This is a genomic window from Micromonospora sp. LZ34 (assembly GCF_052981855.1).
This window is the reverse complement of the sequence record NZ_JBRIQN010000007.1, coordinates 178,007-193,890: the sequence shown is the minus strand read 5'-3', so window position 1 is coordinate 193,890 and position 15,884 is coordinate 178,007. Positions and strand designations below refer to the sequence as shown.

Sequence of the window (15,884 nt, the reverse complement as noted above, 5' to 3'; positions counted from 1 at the left end):
TGTCAGTAGGAGAACGGCCACGCCTTCCAGTAGGCGCGGGCCCGGACCCAGAGCCCGAACAGCCCGCGCGGTTCGAAGATCAGGAAGACGATGATGAGTACGCCGTAGAGGATCGTCTCCACCTGGAAGACGTTCGGCACCTCGTTCGGCTGGGTGCTGATGAACGGCACCCACGCCTGCAGTTCCCGGGTGAGCCGGGGCAGCAGGGTGATGAAGAACGCCCCGGCGATCGCGCCGGAAATGGTGCCCGCGCCGCCGATCAGCACCATGGCGATGTACTGCACGGAGAGCAGCAGGCTGAACGAGCTCGGGTCGAAGAAGCCGGTGACGGTGTAGAGCAGCGCCCCGGCGCAGCCGGCGTAGGCCGAGGACACCGCGAACGCGATGGTCTTGTACCGGGGCAGGTTCACCCCGATCACCCCGGCGGCGATGTCCCGGTCCCGGATCGCGGTGAACGCCCGGCCGATCCGGGAGCGGGCCAGGTTCCGGGCGGCCACCGCGAAGACCACGAGCAGCGCCAGCATCAGCCAGAACAGCTTCTGGTCCCGGGTGGCGGTGGCGCCGGTGACGGCCAGCGGCCGGCCGAGGAACTCCAGGGTGGCCGCCGGCCGGCCCACCCCGGCGCCGCCGGTCAGCGCGGACCACTCGTTGAACACGTGCTGGCCGATGAAGACCAGGCCGAGGGTGACGATGGCCAGGTAGAGCCCGCGCAGCCGGGTGGCCAATGGGGCGACCAGCACGCCGGCGAGCGCGGCCACCAGGCCGGCGGCCGGCAGCCAGACCGCGATGTCGGTCACCCCGAGCCCGATCACCCGGCCGTCCGGGTCGCCGCTGATCGCCGCCGCGGTGTACGCCCCGATGCCGAGGAAGAACGCGTGCCCGAGGGAGACCTGGCCGGCGTACCCGGTGACCAGGCCGAGCCCGATCGCGCCGATCGCGGCCACGCAGCCGACCGCGAGCAGTTGCAGCAGATCGTCGGTGAGCAGGAAGGGCAGCGCGAACGCCAGCGCCAGCAGCGCGCCGGTCCACCACCGCTTGGCCGGCGTGTCCAGCAGCGCCAGGTCCTGGGCGTACGACGTGCGCAGCAGCGGCCGGCCACGGACCCGCGAGGACGTCATACCCGCTCCACCTCTCGGGTGCCGAACAGTCCGTACGGGCGGACCAGGAGCACCACCAGCATCAGCACGTACGGGGTGATCACCGAGACGTTGCCGCCGAGCCAGGCGAGGTCGTTGGCGTAGCTGGCGGTGAGTTCCTGGAGCACGCCGACGGCGAGCCCGCCGACCACCGCGCCGGGCAGCGAGTCGAGTCCACCCAGGATGATCACCGGCAGCGCGGTCAGCGCGATCAGCCAGAGCGCGGCGTCCACGCTGCCCCCGGCGGCGGCGAAGGTGCCGGCCACCGCGGCCAGCCCGCCGGCCAGCGCCCAGCTGACCGCGAAGACCGCGCCGACCGACACGCCGTGCGCCAGCGCCGCCTCCTGGTCCAGCGCGGCGGCCCGCATCGCCAGCCCGGTGCGGGTGAACCGGAAGAACGCGAACAGCCCGACGACCAGCAGCGCGGTGGCGGCCACCGCGGCCAGGTGCCGCTGTTGCAGCTCCACCGGGCCCAGCGAAAGGGTGCGCAGCCCCCACGGGTCGCCGACGTGCCGCACGTCCAGGCCGATGAAGGCGTTGACCACCACCCGGACGGCGACGTCCACGCCCAGGGTGATGATGGCGACCACGAACGCGGGCCGGCCCACCATGGGCCGGACGGCGGCGCGCTCGACGCCCAGCGCGAGCAGCCCGGTGCCGACCGCCGCGAGCGGCACCGCCGCCCAGAACCCGACCGCCGGGGTGAGGTAGGTGACCGCGACGACGCCGGCCAGCATGAACGCGGGCTGGGCGAAACTGATCACCCGGGTGGCCTTGTAGATGATGACGAAGCCGAGGGCGAGCAGGGCGTAGACGCTGCCGGTGCCCAGCCCGCGCAGGACGCTCTCGGCCAGCTCGGTCACCGGTCACCGCCGGGGGCGTACAGCTCGTCGACCAGGTCGGCGAAGGCGCGGGTGACCGCCTCCCGGCGGACCTTCTGGGTCGCGGTCAGCTCGCCGTCGTCCTGGTCGAGCTCCTTGGGCAGCAGCCGGAACCGCTTGATCTGCTCGACCCGCGGGTGGCGGGCGTTGACCTCGTCGACCACGGTGCGGATCAGGTCGACCACCTCCGGCTTGCCGGTGAGGTCGCGGTAGGTGGTGTACGGCAGCCGGCGGCGCTGCGCCCACTGCCCCACCGTGTCGGCCTCGATGCCGATCAGCGCCACCAGGTAGGGCCGGCGGTCGCCGATCAGCACCGCCTCCTTGACGTACGGGGAGGCCTTCAGCTCGTTCTCGATCCCGGCCGGGCCGATGTTCTTGCCACCCGCGGTGATCATGATGTCCTTGGCCCGGCCGGTGATCCGCACGTGCGTGCCGTCCACCCACTCGCCGACGTCGCCGGTGTGCAGCCAGCCGTCCGGCTCCAGCACGGCCGCGGTGGCGGCCGGGTCGTCCAGGTAGCCGGCGAAGACCCCGGAGTGGCGGGTGAGGATCTCCCCGGTGGTCTCGCCGATGCGCAACTCGACACCGTCCTGCGGCTCGCCGACCGTGCCGAGCTTCACCCGGCCCGGCCGGTTGCCGGTGGCGATCGCCGAGTTCTCCGTCATCCCGTACACCTCGTGCATCGGCACGCCGATGCCCATGAAGAAGCGGAGCACCTCGGGGGCGATCGGGGCGGCGCCGGAGGCTGCGTAGCGCACCCGGCGCACGCCGATCCGCTCGCGCAGCGCCCGGTAGCAGAAGAGCCAGCCCACCGCGTACGCCAGCCGGCTGGCCGGGGTGTGCCGGCCGCCGGTGGCCACCAGGGTGGCGCCGATCCGGTCGGCGACCCGCAGCCAGAACCGGGCCACCGCCCGTTTGAGCGGGGACGCGGACGCCACCCGGATGGTGACCGTGGCGAGGATCTTCTCCCAGATCCGCGGCACCCCGAACAGGATGGTGGGCTGCACCTCGCGCAGGTTCGCCGGCACGGTGGCGACCGACTCGGCGAAGTTCACCTGCACCCCGGCGCCGGCGCTGCTCCAGGTGGTGAAGACCCGCTCGGCGACGTGGCAGAGCGGCAGGTAGGACAGGAGCAGGTCGTCCGGTCCGGGCGGGGGCTGGGCGAGGCCGCCGCCCTCGGTGACCGTCCGCACCGCGAAGTCCACGTTGGCGACGGTGAGCATGGCGCCCTTGGGCCGGCCGGTGGTGCCGGAGGTGTAGATCAGGGTGGCCAGGTCGGCGGGGGTGGCGGCGGCCATCAGCTCGGGCACCCGCTCGGGGTGGGCGAGCCGGTGGGCGGCGCCGAGGGCCAGGAAGTCGTCCCAGTGCAGCAGCGCGGGGTGCTGGTAGCGGCCCCGGACGCCGCGCGGTTTTAGGTAGATCACGCGGTCCAGCTCGGGGCAGTCGTCGAGCACCGCGAGAGCCTTGTCGACCTGCTCCTGATCCTCGGCGACGAGCACCCGCGCGCCGGAGTGCGCCAGCAGGTAGCCGATCTCGGCGGCCGGGTTGGTCGGGTAGAGCCCGACGGTGACGCCCCGGACGGCGACGGTGGCCACGTCGGTCCAGAGCCACTCGCGCCGGTTCTCGGCCAGCACCGCCACCCGCTCCCCCGGGTCCACCCCGAGGGCGAGCAGGCCGTGCGCCACGGTCTGCACGGTGTCCCAGTACGCCGCCCAGGTCACCTCCTGCCAGATCCCCCGGACCTTCTCCCGCAACGCCACCCGGTCCGGGGTGGCCCGGGCGCGGTCGCGTACCCGGGCGGCGATCGTCGGGGCCGCGGCGCCGGCGGTGCCCGTGGCCGGCGTCCCGGTCGGCGCGGTGGTGGTGCTCATGTCGCCGCTCCGCTTCGCTCCGCGGCGCCACGAGGCACCGCCGGGCTGTGTCGATGATTCGCTCGCTGACGCTCGCTCACGTCGTGGTCACCTCCCCCAGGTAGGCGCGGATCACGTCGGGGTGGTGCTGGATCTCGGCCGGGGTGCCGGTGGCCACCGGTTGCCCGAAGTCGACCACCAGCACCCGGTCGGCGAGGTCCATCACCAGGCCCATGTCGTGTTCGACCAGCACCACCGGGACGCCCAGTTCCTCACGGACGTCGAGGATGTAGCGGGCCATGTCCTCGGTCTCCTCGAGGTTCATCCCGCCGACCGGCTCGTCGAGCAGCAGCAGCTTCGGCTCCATGGCCAGCGCCCGGCCGAGCTCCACCCGTTTCTGCACCCCGTACGGCAGCAGCCCGACCGGCATCCGCCGCCACTGCTCCAGCTCCAGGAACTCGACGATCTCCTCGACGGCGGCCCGGGCGGCCAGTTCCTCACGGCGGGCCCGGCCGCGCCAGAGCACCGCCGACAGCGGCCCGTACCGGATGTGGTGGTGCCGGCCGAGCAGCAGGTTCTCCAGCACGGTGAGGTTGGCGAAGAGCTCGACGTTCTGGAAGGTGCGGGCCAACCCGAGCGCGGCGATCTCGTGCGGCCGCCGGCCGACCAGGTCGACGCCGTCGAAGACCACCCGGCCGGACTGCGGCCGGTAGACCCCGGAGAGCACGTTGAAGATCGAGGTCTTGCCGGCGCCGTTCGGCCCGATGACGGCGAACAGTTCCTGCCGGCCGACGGTGAAGCTCACCCCGTCGATCGCCCGGACCCCGGCGAAGCTCAGCCGCACGTCGGTGAAGCGCAGGATCTCGTCGGTCACGACAGCCACCGCTTCCGTCGCCGGTAGTGCTTGACCTCCCGGAAGGAGCGCCGGCCGGCCTCGGCGCCGGCGTGCAGCCCGAGGTAGAACTCGCGGACGTCGTCGTCGGCGAGCAGCTGCGCCGCCGGCTTGTCGAGCACCACCCGGCCGGTCTCCAGCACGTAGCCGTGCGCGGCGACGGAGAGCGCCATGGCGGCGTTCTGCTCGACCAGCAGCACCCCGGTCCCGGCGGCGTTGATCCGGACGATCAGCTCGCGGACCTGCTCGACCAGGCGCGGCGCGAGGCCCAGGCTGGGCTCGTCCAGCAGCAGGTAGCGCGGCCCCGCCATCAGCGCCCGGCCCATCGCCAGCATCTGCTGCTCGCCGCCGGAGAGGTAGCCGGCGGGTCGGCGGCGCCGCTCGGCGAGCACCGGAAAGAGCTCGAACACCTCGTCGAGCCGGGCCGGGATCCGGCGCGGGTCGGTGTGCCCGCCCAGGCGCAGGTTCTCCTCCACGGTCAGCTCGCCGAAGATCCGCCGCCCCTCCATCACCTGCGCCACGCCGCGCCGCACGATCGCGGCCGGACGCAGCCGGTGCAGCGGCTGACCGTCCAGGGTGACCTCGCCGCGGACCACCTCGCCGTGGTGGATGTCGAGCAGGCCGGTGATCGCCCGCAGCAGGGTGGTCTTGCCGGCGCCGTTGGCGCCGAGCAGCGCGACGATCCCGCCCGGCGGGACGGTGATGCTCAGGCCGCGGAGCACCAGCATCACGTCGTCGTAGACGACCTCGAGGTTGCGCACCTGCAGCATGGCCGGCGCTCCCGGGGGCTCGACTGTGGCGTGCGCCACAAGTTACCGAGCATTAAACCGCGCGGAACGCCGCCGCAAAAGATCGGAACGGTTGGATCCGCCGATCTTTCCCCGCCCGATCAGCCGGTCGCCGCGCCGAGCGGGTGGGTGGTGCGGGTGACGCTGTGGTAGCTGCGCGCCGCGACGAACGCCCCCGCCGGCCGGGCGTCGCCGACCACTGCCCGGGCCAGGCCGGCGTCGGCGTCGCGGAACCGCAGCGCCAGGCTCAGGTGCGGGCGCCAGCGCGACGGCGCGTGCCAGGGGTTGCGCCCGTCGGCGTCGTCGAGGACGCGCCACACCGCCGCGTGCAGCGCGGTCAGCTCGGCGTCCGGGCGGACCAGCCAGACCAGCGGCGCGCTGCCGTCGAGCACGGCGACCTCACCGAGCCGCGCCGGCAGCGGCAGTGCCGCGTCGAGCAACGCGGCCAGCCGGGCCACCGCGCCGGGCGGGAACTCGTCGGCCGCGGCCAGGGTCAGGTGCGGCCGGTTGGTCGGGTGAGTGTTACGGGCCAGGCTGGGCAGTCCGGCGGCGGCCAGCCGGTCCCAGGCGGTGCGCACCGCCCGTTCCAGGGCCGGGGAACAGAGCAGCTCGACCGTACGCACGGCCGCCAGGCTAGCCGGGTGTGGCGGTCGGGGGTGCTAGAGCCAGCCGGCCTCGCGGGCGATCCGCACCGCCTCGGCCCGGTCGGCCGCGCCCAGCTTCTGCACGCTCGCCGCCAGGTGGTTGCGGACCGTCCCGGCGGCCAGGTGGGTGCGCCGGGCGATCACCGCGACCGGCGCGCCGAACTCGGCCAGCCGCAGCGTCTCCAACTCGCGTGGCGTCAACGGGCACTCGGGCAGGGTGAGCGCGTCGGCGGCCAGCGACGGGTCCACGTACCGGCCGCCGGCGTGCACCCGGCGGATCACGTCGGCGAGCGCACCGCCAGGCGCGCCCTTGGGCAGGAAGCCCCGGGCCCCGGCGGTGAGCGCCTGGCGCAGGTGCGCCGGCCGGCCGTGGCCGGTCAGCAGGACCACCGCGCACTCGGGCCGGACCCGGGTCACCTCGGCGGCGACCTGGATGCCGGTGAGGCCCGGCATCTCCAGGTCCACCACGGCCACGTCCGGCCGGTGGGCCAGCGCCGCGGTCACCGCCGCCGGGCCGTCGGCGGCCTGCGCCACCACCTCGAGGTCGGGCTCCAGGCCGAGCAGGGCGGCCACCGCCACCCGGACCAGCTCCTCGTCGTCGGCGAGCAGGACCCGGATCATGACGTCACCGGCACGGTGGCCTCCAGGGTGAACACGGTGTCCTCCCGCCGGACCCGCAGCCGGCCGCCGACCGCGCCGAGCCGGTCGGTCAGCCCGCGCAGGCCGTTGCTCCGCTCGTCCGGGCCGCGGTCGGCGGCGCCGTCGTTGGTCACCGTCATTCTGGCCACGCCGTCCTCCTGGGTGATCTCGATCCGGCACCAACCCGCCCGGCTGTGCCGCAGCACGTTGGTGCTCGCCTCGCGCAGCACCGCGGCCAACTCGCCGGCCACCCGCGCCGGCAGGTCGGCCGGCGGGGCCGGGGCGGTGCACCGTACGCCGCACGAGCGCAGCACCTCGGCGACGGCGGTGAGTTGCTCGCCCAGGTCGACGCTCCGGTAGCCGTGCACGGTCGCGCGTACCTCGGTGAGCGCCGAGGCGGCCAGCCGCTGCACCTCGGTGGCCTCCCGGCCGGCCCGCCCGGGGTCGGTCGGGGCGAGCCGGGCGGCCAGCTCGGCCTTCAACGCGATCACCGTCAGGTTGTGCCCGAGCACGTCGTGCACCTCCCGGGAGAGGCGCAGCCGCTCCTCGGCCGCGGCCAGCCGGGCCTGGGCGGCCTGGCCCTGCCGGGCCTCGACGAGCAGGTCCCAGAACCAGACCTGGAACCAGTTCACCACGGCGATGGCGGCACCCACCCCGGCGGTCACCGCCAGATGCCGCGCGAACGAGCCCCCGGTCCAGCCGGCGACCCCGAGGGCGACCGCGACGGTCAGCGCCGCCACCGCCAGCGCGGCCGGGGGCCGGACCAGCAGCGGCGCCATGCCCACCAGCGAGGCGCCGAGCCACGCCCAGGTGGGCCACTGCCCGGCGGCGACCGGCCCGACCAGCGGGACGCTCAGCACCGCCGCCCCGGCCAGGCACACCTGGAACCGCCGGCGGCGGCGCTGCGCCAGCCACGGCGTCGCGGCCGCGTACAGCACGGCGGACTGGGCGGCGGCGAAGGCGAGCACCCCCGCCGCGCCGAGCCCGGCGCGCGCCGGGTCGGGTTCCCGCAGCACGCCGACCGCCGGCAGCACGAGGCTGGCCCAGATCCCGGTGGCCAGGGACAGCAGGGTGGCGAACCGGGCGCGGCGCAGCCGCCGGTCCGCCCGGGGTACCGCCGCCTGCTGCGCCACGGAGCAGATCCTAGAGCGGCTCACCGCCCGGTTCACCCGTGCGATCGTCACGGTCGGACCGTGCGGTCCGCACGAGAATCAGGTGACGCGCGCGCCTGTCGCCCGGTGCGCCGGCGCCGGCAGGGTCGAGGGCATGAGACAGACCCTGACGGACCACCCGGTGGTCCCCGTTCCGTCGCCCACCGCCCATCCGGCCGGCGGCGCCCGGCGGCTGCTGTGGCACCTCGGCGAGATGGCGCTCGCGATGATCGCCGGAATGCTGCTGCTGGGTCCGGTGTGGGAGGTGGCCGGCGCCCCGCTCGGGCTCGCCGCCGTGCTGGCCCGGCCGGACGTCACGGCGCTGGTGATGGCGACCGACATGACCGTCGGCATGACGGTCTGGATGCGGTACCGCCGGCACGCCTGGGCGGCCACCGCCGAGATGGCGGCCGCGATGTACGTCCCGTTCCTGCTGCTGTTCGCGCCGTACTGGGCGGGGCTGCTCCCCGCCGACGCCCTGATGCTCGGCGGGCACCTGCTGATGGTGCCGGCGATGGTGCTGGTGGCGCTGCGGCACCGGCACGCCGCGGCCGGCCCGGCGCCCCGGCGGCACCCGGCGGTGGTGGCGGTGGTCCGGCGCTGGCCGACCGGGCTGGCCCTGCTGATGACGGTCGACAGCTGGGTGTCGCCGACGGTGCTCAGCCCCTGGACCTTGCTGGTGCTGCCCGCCGGCTACCTGCTCATCGGGGCGTACCGGCGGCAGCTGCGGGGGCCGGGCGCGCTGGCCCGGCAGCTGGCCGGGCTCGCCGCCTGGTCGGCGCTGGCGCTGGTCGCGGTCACGGTCGGCGGCCGGGCCGCCGCCTGGCTGGTGGCGCTCGGCTGGCTCGCCCACGCCGCCTGGGACGTGGTGCACCACCGCCGCGGCGAGGTCGTGCCGCGCGGCTACGCCGAGTGGTGCGCCGTGTTCGACGCGTTGGTCGCCGGCACGGTCGTCCTCGCCATCCTGACCGGGTGACCGGACGCGGCCGGGGGTCACCAGCGGCCTTCCGGCGGCGGGTGACCCCGGCCGCGGCGGGCGCCGGGCCGGCCGGAACGGTGGGCCCGGCGGCGGGTTGTGCCGGTCGGCGCAGCGGACGGAAGGTGGTGATGAAAGGCTTACCGCATGAGTTCGGCACCCGCAGAGACCCACCCCACCGACCCAGGCACCGAGGACGCGAGCGGCTTCGCGGAGCTCGGGCTCCGCGACGAACTGCTCGGCGCGCTGGCCGCGCTCGGCTACGAGGAGCCGACCCCGATCCAGCGGGAGGCGATCCCGCAGCTGCTGACCGGGCGGGACCTGCTGGGCCAGGCGGCCACCGGCACCGGCAAGACGGCCGCCTTCGCGCTGCCGCTGTTGCAGCGGATGCCCCCGGAACGCGGCGACGACCCGGTGGCGCTGGTGCTGGTGCCGACCCGGGAACTCGCCGTGCAGGTGTCCGAGGCGTTCCACCGGTACGGCAAGGACCTGGGCGCCCGGGTGCTGCCCATCTACGGCGGCCAGCCGATCGGCCGGCAGTTGCGCGCCCTGGACAGCGGGGTGGACGTGGTGGTGGCCACCCCCGGCCGGGCGCTGGACCACATCGCCCGGGGCACCCTGCGGCTGGGCGGGCTGGCCAGCGTAGTGCTGGACGAGGCCGACGAGATGCTCGACATGGGCTTCGCCGAGGACATCGAGGCGATCCTGGAGCACGCGCCCGCGCAGCGGCAGACCGTGCTCTTCTCGGCGACCATGCCGGCCCGCATCGACGGGATGGCCCGGCAGCACCTCACCGACCCGGTGCGCATCCTGATCGCCCGGGAGCAGCCGGTGGCCGGCGAGGCGCCCCGGGTGCGGCAGAGCGCCTACATCGTCGCCCGGGGGCACAAGCCGGCGGCGCTCGGCCGGGTGCTGGACGTCGAGTCGCCCACCGCCGCGATCGTGTTCTGCCGCAGCCGGGAGGAGGTGGACCGGCTCACCGAGACGATGAACGGGCGCGGCTACCGGGCCGAGGCGCTGCACGGCGGGATGAGCCAGGAGCAGCGCGACCGGGTGATGGGCCGGCTGCGGTCGGGCACCGCGGACCTGCTGGTCGCCACCGACGTGGCGGCCCGGGGCCTGGACGTCGAGCAGCTCACCCACGTGGTCAACTACGACGTGCCGTCGGCGCCGGAGTCGTACGTGCACCGGATCGGCCGGGTGGGCCGGGCCGGGCGGGAGGGCGTGGCGATCACCCTCGCCGAGCCGCGCGAGCACCGGATGCTCAAGACCATCGAGCGGGTCACCGGGCAGCGGATCACCATCGACAAGATCCCCACCGTGGCCGACCTGCGGACCCGGCGGCTGGAGCTGACCCAGGCGGCGCTGCGGGAGAGCCTGCTGGAGGACGACCTCGACCCGTTCCGGGCCATCGTGGAGTCGCTGACCGACGAGTTCGACCTGGTCGAGGTGGCGCTGGCCGCGGTTCGGCTGGCACACGAGGCGACCTCGCCCGGCGCGGACGACGAGGAGGAGATCCCGCAGGTCCCGCTGCGCGGCGCGCGGGAGGCGCGGCCGGAGGGCGGCCGGGGTGAGCGGCGCGCCGGGCGGCCCCGCCCGGGCGGCACCACCCAGGTCTTCATCGGGCTGGGCCGGCGGGCCGGGGTGCGCCCGCAGGACCTGGTCGGCGCGATCACCGGCGAGACCCGGGTGAGCGGCCGGGACATCGGCTCGATCGAGATCGCCGACCGGTTCTCCCTGGTCGAGGTCCCGTACGCGGTGGCCGACGAGGTGATCGCGGGGTTGCGCGGCAGCACCATCAAGGGCCGCAAGGCGACCGTACGCCGGGATCGTGACGGTGACGGGGGCGGCGAGCGCCGCTTCGACGGGGCCGACCGCCGCGAGCGCCGGGACCGGGACTTCGGTGACCGGCGCGACCGGCGCTGACATACCGACGAGGCCCCCGCCGTTCCGGGTGGGGGCCTCGTCGCGTCCGGGCAGCGGTCAGTCGGCCGGCTCCCCGGTCACCCGTTCGGCGTGCTCCTGCTGCACGGCGCGAGCGGTGGTGAGGAAGTCGACGATCGTCTCGAGCTGTCGGTGGTCGTACCGCGTCAGCGCCCGCAGGCCGGCCTCTCCGACCGGCCGGTAGATCCTCCGCTCGGCCGCCCGGGCCGCCTCGGTCGCCTCGACCAGCACCCGGCGCCGGTTGGCGGCGTCCCGGGTACGCGCCACCAGGCCGGCTCGTTCCAGCCGGTCGATGACCGTGGTGGTGGCCGCCGGGCTGAGCCGCAGCGCCGCCGTCAACTCGCCGGCCGTCACCGGCCCACAGCCGAGGACGACGTCCAGCGCCCGCAGATCCGTCCGGTTGATCCCCAGCCGGCCGGCGGCCGCCTCGTCGAAGGCGTCGAAGCTCTGCTGCAGCAGCCGGATCTCCCGAGCCACCCGGTGCACCAGCTCATTTTTCGACATTCGAATCTTCCTGCTAACTTAGATTTCGGCATTCGAACTTTAGCAGGGAGTGACCATGACCGAGGACGACCGCAGGGAGATCCGCGAGCTCTTCGACCGGCTGCTGCGGGCGTGGACCGACAACGACGCGGTCGCCTACGGCGCCTGCTTCACCGAGGACTCCGACTACGTGTCGTACGACGGCACCCGGGCGACCGGCCGGGCGCCGATGCAGGAGGCGCACGACCGGCTGTTCCGGGGCGTCCTCGCCGGGTCTGCGCTGGTCGGCGAGGTGGAGTCGATCCGGGCGGTGACCGCCGACGTGGCGATCGTGCACGGCACCGGCTCGGTGCTGATGCCCTGGCGTTCGCGCCTGCCGCGCCGCCGGCTGTCCCGGCAGACCCTGGTCGCCGTGCGAACGGCCGCCGGGTGGCGGTTCACCGCGCTGCACAACGGCCGGGTCCGTCCGGTGCGGATTCCCGCGCCGGACTCGGCGCCCGCCCGGCTGTCGCAAGCCATGGCCCGTTGTGCGCGCGGGCTCGGGCTCGGCCGCACCGGCGCCACCGCCTAGCACGGGGCCCCTGTCGTCCGTTCCGACGACAGGGGCCCTGCGTGCAGCGGCTACGGCGCGGCTGCGCCGGAGCACGCTTTCGGCAGGCTCAGGCGGCGGCCAGCGCCGGTCCGTCCAGCGACTCCTGGTCGATCTCGGCCGGGCGCAGCGCCAGGGCGAGCACGTCGGCGACGTCGGCCAGGGTGTGGATGGTCAGCGCCTCCCGCACCTCGGTGGGCAGGTCGTCCAGGTCCGGCTCGTTGCGGGCCGGGATGATCACCTCGGTCAGGCCGGCCCGGTGCGCGGCGAGCAGCTTCTGCTTCACCCCGCCGATGGGCAGCACCCGCCCGGAGAGGGTGACCTCGCCGGTCATCCCGAACTCGGGGCGGACCGGCCGGCCGCTGGCCAGCGACGCCAGGGCGGTGACCATGGTGATGCCGGCGCTGGGGCCGTCCTTGGGCACCGCGCCCGCCGGCACGTGCAGGTGGATCCGCCGCCCGGCCAGGGCGTTCGGGTCCAGCCCGAGGCGACGCCCGTTGGAGCGCAGGTAGGACAGGGCGATGTGCGCGGACTCCTTCATCACGTCGCCGAGCTGGCCGGTCAGGGTCAGCCCCGGCTCGCCCTCCATGCTGGTCGCCTCGATGAAGAGCACGTCGCCGCCGGCGCCGGTGACCGCCAGACCGGTGGCCACGCCGGGCACCGCGGTCCGCTCCGCCGACTCCGGGGTGAACTTCGGCCGGCCCAGGTAGCGGGCCAGGTTGCCGGTGTCCACCCGGACCGGCGTCGGGTCGGTGGCCAGGGCCACCGCCACCTTGCGCAGGATCTTGGCGAGCGCCCGCTCCAGCTGCCGTACGCCGGCCTCGCGGGTGTACTCCCCCGCGATCCGGGCGAGGGCCTCGTCGGCCACGGTCACCTCGTCGGCGGTCAGCCCGGCCCGCTCCCGCTGCCGGGGCAGCAGGTGGTCCCGGGCGATGGCCACCTTCTCGTCCTCGGTGTACCCGTCCAGGGTGACCAGTTCCATCCGGTCCAGCAGCGGGCCGGGGATGGTCTCCACCACGTTCGCGGTGGCCAGGAAGAGCACGTCGGACAGGTCGAGGTCGACCTCCAGGTAGTGGTCCCGGAAGGTGTGGTTCTGCGCCGGGTCGAGCACCTCCAGCAGCGCCGCGGCCGGGTCGCCGGCGTAGCCGGCGGCCAGCTTGTCCACCTCGTCGAGGAGCACCACCGGGTTCATCGAGCCGGCCTCGCGCAGCGCCCGGACGATCCGGCCGGGCAGCGCGCCGACGTACGTGCGCCGGTGGCCGCGGATCTCGGCCTCGTCGCGCACGCCGCCCAGGCTGACCCGGACGAAGTTGCGCCCCAGCGCCCGGGCGATCGACTCGCCGAGGCTGGTCTTGCCGACGCCGGGCGGGCCGGCGAGGGCGAGCACCGCGCCGGAGCCGCGCCCGCCGACCACGCCGAGGTTGCGCTCGGCGCGACGGTTGCGCACCGCGAGGTACTCCAGGATGCGGTCCTTCACGTCGGCCAGGCCGGCGTGGTCGGCGTCGAGCACCGCGCGGGCCGCGGCCAGGTCGGTGTTGTCCTGGGTACGCGTGTTCCACGGCATCTCGAGCACGGTGTCCAGCCAGGTGCGGATCCAGCCCGCCTCCGGGGAGGCGTCGCTGGCCTGCTCCAGCTTGCCGACCTCGCGTAGCGCCGCCTCGCGGACCTTCTCCGGCAGGTCGGCGGCCTCGACCCGGGCCCGGTAGTCGGCCGAGCCGTCCGGCTCGTCCTCGCCGAGTTCCTTGCGGATCGCGGCGAGCTGCTGGCGGAGCAGGAACTCCCGCTGGGACTTCTCCAGCCCCTCGCGGACGTCGTTGTTGATCTGCTCGGTGACCTCCTGCTCGGCCAGGTGGTCCTTGACCCAGCCGACGAGCAGCTCCAGCCGGGCGGTGACGTCCGGCGCGGCGAGCAGTTCGGTCTTCTGGGCGAGGCTGAGCCAGGAGACGTAGCCGGCCGAGTCGGCCAGCTCGGACAGGTCGGTCATCCGCTCGATCGCGTCGATGACCTGCCAGGCCCCGCGCTGCTGGAGCACCGAGGTCATCAGGGCGCGGTACTCGCGGGCGAGTTCCCGGGCCCGGCCGGCGGGGGCGGGTTCGTGCAGTTCGGTCGCCTCGACCCAGAGGGCGGCGCCGGGCCCGGGCACGCCCGAGCCGATCCGCGCCCGGGACAGGCCGCGGATGACGGCGGCGGGCTCGCCGCTGGGCAGCCGGCCGACCTTCTCGATGGTGGCCACCGCGCCAACCGGGCCGTACTCGCCGTCGATGCGGGGCACGGCGAGCAGCTTGCGGTCGCCGGTGGCGCGGGCCGCGTCCACGGCGGCCTGGGTGGTCGGGTCGAGGGTCACCGGGATGACCATGCCGGGCAGGAGCACGGCGTCGGTCAGCGGAAGTACCGGAAGAGTTGCCATCGAACACCTGCTATCGCGTTGTCTTGAGCCTGTCTCGCTCAAGTAACAAAGCGTTCCCCTTGTTCCGGCGTGTGACCCAGAGCACAATCCGGCGTCGGGCGGGCGGGTGGCCCGAGCAGGTCCCGCAGCAGCCCCGCGCCCCCGGCGAGGGCGACCGCGAGCGGGATCGCCAGGCTGATCAGGGCCAGCGCGGCGACGGTCGGGCCGGGCATCCCGGCGAGCCCGGCGACCACGGTCAGCGTGGTGAAGACGAGCAGCTTGACCCGGGTCCGGGCGACCGGCAGCGGCCAGATCTCCGGGGTGCGCGCGGCGGACGGCATCGGTTCCCCTTCCGGTTCGGTGGTCAGAGCAGGAGCAGCAGGCCGGCGCCGACGGCCGCCGCCGGAATGGTGGTGATCACGGTGGCCAGCGCGGCGGAGTGCCGGCGCATGGCGGCGAGCGGGATCAGCGCGTCGCCGTCCTGGCTGATCGCGTTGGCCACCAGGGTGGGCAGCGGCAGGCCGCCGCTGACGTAGAGGCCGGTGAAGACGATCTGCACGGCGCAGCCCGGGATGAGGCCGACCGCCGCGCCGACCAGCACGCCGAAGATCCCGGTGAGGGCGAGTTCCGAGCCGTCGAAGCCGGTGCTGGTGGTGATCACCTGCCAGGCGAGGTAGGCCACCGCCACCCAGACCGTCACGAAGGACGCCTCGTGCGCGCTGTGCCGCAGGGTCTCCCGGAACGACCGGGCCTGCGCGGTCTCCAGGGTGTCGTCGGCCAGCCGCCCCCGCCCGGCGGCGAAGATCAGCATGGCGGTCAGCGTGCCGAGCACGCCCAGCGCGAGGTACGGGTCGACGCCACCGAGCCAGTCGGTCAGCACCCCCGGGTCGACCATCTGGAAGACCACCGGCACCGACACCAGGAACGCCGGCGTGGTCAGTCCCCAGAACGCGGCGGACGCCGGCACCCGGGGCAGCAGCCCGCCGAGCAGCCGGCGGGTACCGGCGAGGTCGGGTCCGCCGGCCGCGGCCAGCCCGGCCGGCGCGGCGGCCACGGCGGCGGCCGGGGCGACCGCGGGACGGCGCCGCGCGGCGCGGGCGGGGTCGATGCCGAGCGCGTCGACGACGTAGCCGGTGACCAGGCCGACCGCGAAGAGCAACAGGTGGATCTGGAGCGCGAAGAGCGGGTTCCAGGCGATCACCACCCAGGACGAGTCGCCCATGGTGGCCGCCAGCGCGGCGACCACGGTGCCGAAGGAGACCTTCCCCCGGGCGTAGAGCGGCATCAGGATGATCGCCCCGCCGCAGCCCGGGCTGACCCCGAGCAGCGCACCGACCAGCGGGCCGAGCCGGCGACGGCGGGTCAGCCCGTCGGTGACCCGGTCGCCGTAGCGCCAGCGCAGCCAGCCGAAGAGCGCGACCAGCACGGCGACGTAGACGCCCACCTGCATGAACGCGTCCGCGAGCGGGCGGAGCACGAGTTCGGTCACGGCACACCTCCTCCGGGTACGGGCGCCGCCGGACCG

The 15,884-nt window shown here is 74.8% G+C and carries 15 protein-coding genes; 3 read left to right on the top strand and 12 right to left on the bottom strand.

From position 1 onward, the window contains the following. Positions 1 to 2: 2 nt before the first annotated feature. The 8 genes from ACVCAH_RS11100 to ACVCAH_RS11065 form a co-directional block, all read right to left on the bottom strand. Positions 3 to 1,118, bottom strand: a complete 1,116-nt coding sequence (locus ACVCAH_RS11100; RefSeq protein WP_447135985.1) for a branched-chain amino acid ABC transporter permease — start codon at positions 1,116 to 1,118, stop codon at positions 3 to 5. After that, positions 1,115 to 1,999, bottom strand: coding sequence for a branched-chain amino acid ABC transporter permease (locus ACVCAH_RS11095; protein ID WP_447135984.1), 885 nt, complete (start codon positions 1,997 to 1,999; stop codon positions 1,115 to 1,117). The genes ACVCAH_RS11100 and ACVCAH_RS11095 overlap by 4 nt, the downstream gene beginning before the upstream one ends. Next, positions 1,996 to 3,888, bottom strand: coding sequence for an AMP-dependent synthetase/ligase (locus ACVCAH_RS11090; protein WP_447135983.1), 1,893 nt, complete (start codon positions 3,886 to 3,888; stop codon positions 1,996 to 1,998). Before ACVCAH_RS11090 ends, ACVCAH_RS11095 begins: the two co-directional genes overlap by 4 nt. A 76-nt stretch (positions 3,889 to 3,964) precedes the next feature. Next, positions 3,965 to 4,741, bottom strand: coding sequence for an ABC transporter ATP-binding protein (locus ACVCAH_RS11085; protein ID WP_447135982.1), 777 nt, complete (start codon positions 4,739 to 4,741; stop codon positions 3,965 to 3,967). Next, the gene (locus ACVCAH_RS11080) at positions 4,738 to 5,529 is read right to left on the bottom strand and encodes an ABC transporter ATP-binding protein (protein WP_447135981.1); all 792 of its coding nucleotides are present in this window, start codon (positions 5,527 to 5,529) and stop codon (positions 4,738 to 4,740) included. The genes ACVCAH_RS11085 and ACVCAH_RS11080 overlap by 4 nt, the downstream gene beginning before the upstream one ends. A gap of 119 nt (positions 5,530 to 5,648) precedes the next feature. Next, positions 5,649 to 6,170, bottom strand: a complete 522-nt coding sequence (locus tag ACVCAH_RS11075) for a 2'-5' RNA ligase family protein (protein WP_447135980.1) — start codon at positions 6,168 to 6,170, stop codon at positions 5,649 to 5,651. Between the two features lie 36 nt (positions 6,171 to 6,206). Continuing rightward, complete coding sequence (locus ACVCAH_RS11070; protein WP_447135979.1) at positions 6,207 to 6,812, bottom strand: response regulator transcription factor; 606 nt, start codon at positions 6,810 to 6,812, stop codon at positions 6,207 to 6,209. Then, positions 6,809 to 8,014 carry a sensor histidine kinase gene (locus ACVCAH_RS11065; protein WP_447135978.1) on the bottom strand — a complete coding sequence of 402 codons (1,206 nt, stop codon included), beginning with the start codon at positions 8,012 to 8,014 and terminating at the stop codon, positions 6,809 to 6,811. Before ACVCAH_RS11065 ends, ACVCAH_RS11070 begins: the two co-directional genes overlap by 4 nt. Before the next feature lie 82 nt (positions 8,015 to 8,096). Here ACVCAH_RS11065 and ACVCAH_RS11060 point away from each other — a divergent pair, with 82 nt between their 5' ends. Together ACVCAH_RS11060 and ACVCAH_RS11055 are read left to right on the top strand one after the other, a co-directional pair. Beyond that, complete coding sequence (locus ACVCAH_RS11060; RefSeq protein ID WP_447135977.1) at positions 8,097 to 8,957, top strand: DUF6010 family protein; 861 nt, start codon at positions 8,097 to 8,099, stop codon at positions 8,955 to 8,957. 147 nt (positions 8,958 to 9,104) lie between these two features. After that, positions 9,105 to 10,883: a DEAD/DEAH box helicase gene (locus tag ACVCAH_RS11055; RefSeq protein WP_447135976.1), complete on the top strand. Its 1,779-nt coding sequence runs from the start codon at positions 9,105 to 9,107 to the stop codon at positions 10,881 to 10,883. A 57-nt stretch (positions 10,884 to 10,940) separates the two neighbouring features. Here ACVCAH_RS11055 and ACVCAH_RS11050 read toward each other — a convergent pair whose 3' ends face one another. Next, positions 10,941 to 11,405: a MarR family winged helix-turn-helix transcriptional regulator gene (locus ACVCAH_RS11050; protein ID WP_447135975.1), complete on the bottom strand. Its 465-nt coding sequence runs from the start codon at positions 11,403 to 11,405 to the stop codon at positions 10,941 to 10,943. Between the two features lie 55 nt (positions 11,406 to 11,460). On the opposite strand from ACVCAH_RS11050, the gene ACVCAH_RS11045 reads away from it, so the two are divergent. Then, complete coding sequence (locus tag ACVCAH_RS11045; RefSeq protein ID WP_447135974.1) at positions 11,461 to 11,955, top strand: SgcJ/EcaC family oxidoreductase; 495 nt, start codon at positions 11,461 to 11,463, stop codon at positions 11,953 to 11,955. Positions 11,956 to 12,043: 88 nt separating this feature from the next. Here the strand turns inward: ACVCAH_RS11045 and lon are convergent, their stop codons facing one another. The 3 genes from lon to ACVCAH_RS11030 are packed head-to-tail and all read right to left on the bottom strand — an operon-like array spanning position 12,044 to position 15,848. Continuing rightward, positions 12,044 to 14,380, bottom strand: coding sequence for an endopeptidase La (gene lon / locus ACVCAH_RS11040; protein ID WP_447135973.1), 2,337 nt, complete (start codon positions 14,378 to 14,380; stop codon positions 12,044 to 12,046). Positions 14,381 to 14,418: 38 nt separating this feature from the next. Next, positions 14,419 to 14,700: a hypothetical protein gene (locus ACVCAH_RS11035; protein WP_447135972.1), complete on the bottom strand. Its 282-nt coding sequence runs from the start codon at positions 14,698 to 14,700 to the stop codon at positions 14,419 to 14,421. Between the two features lie 23 nt (positions 14,701 to 14,723). Then, positions 14,724 to 15,848: a putative manganese transporter gene (locus ACVCAH_RS11030; protein ID WP_447135971.1), complete on the bottom strand. Its 1,125-nt coding sequence runs from the start codon at positions 15,846 to 15,848 to the stop codon at positions 14,724 to 14,726. Positions 15,849 to 15,884 lie beyond the last annotated feature (36 nt).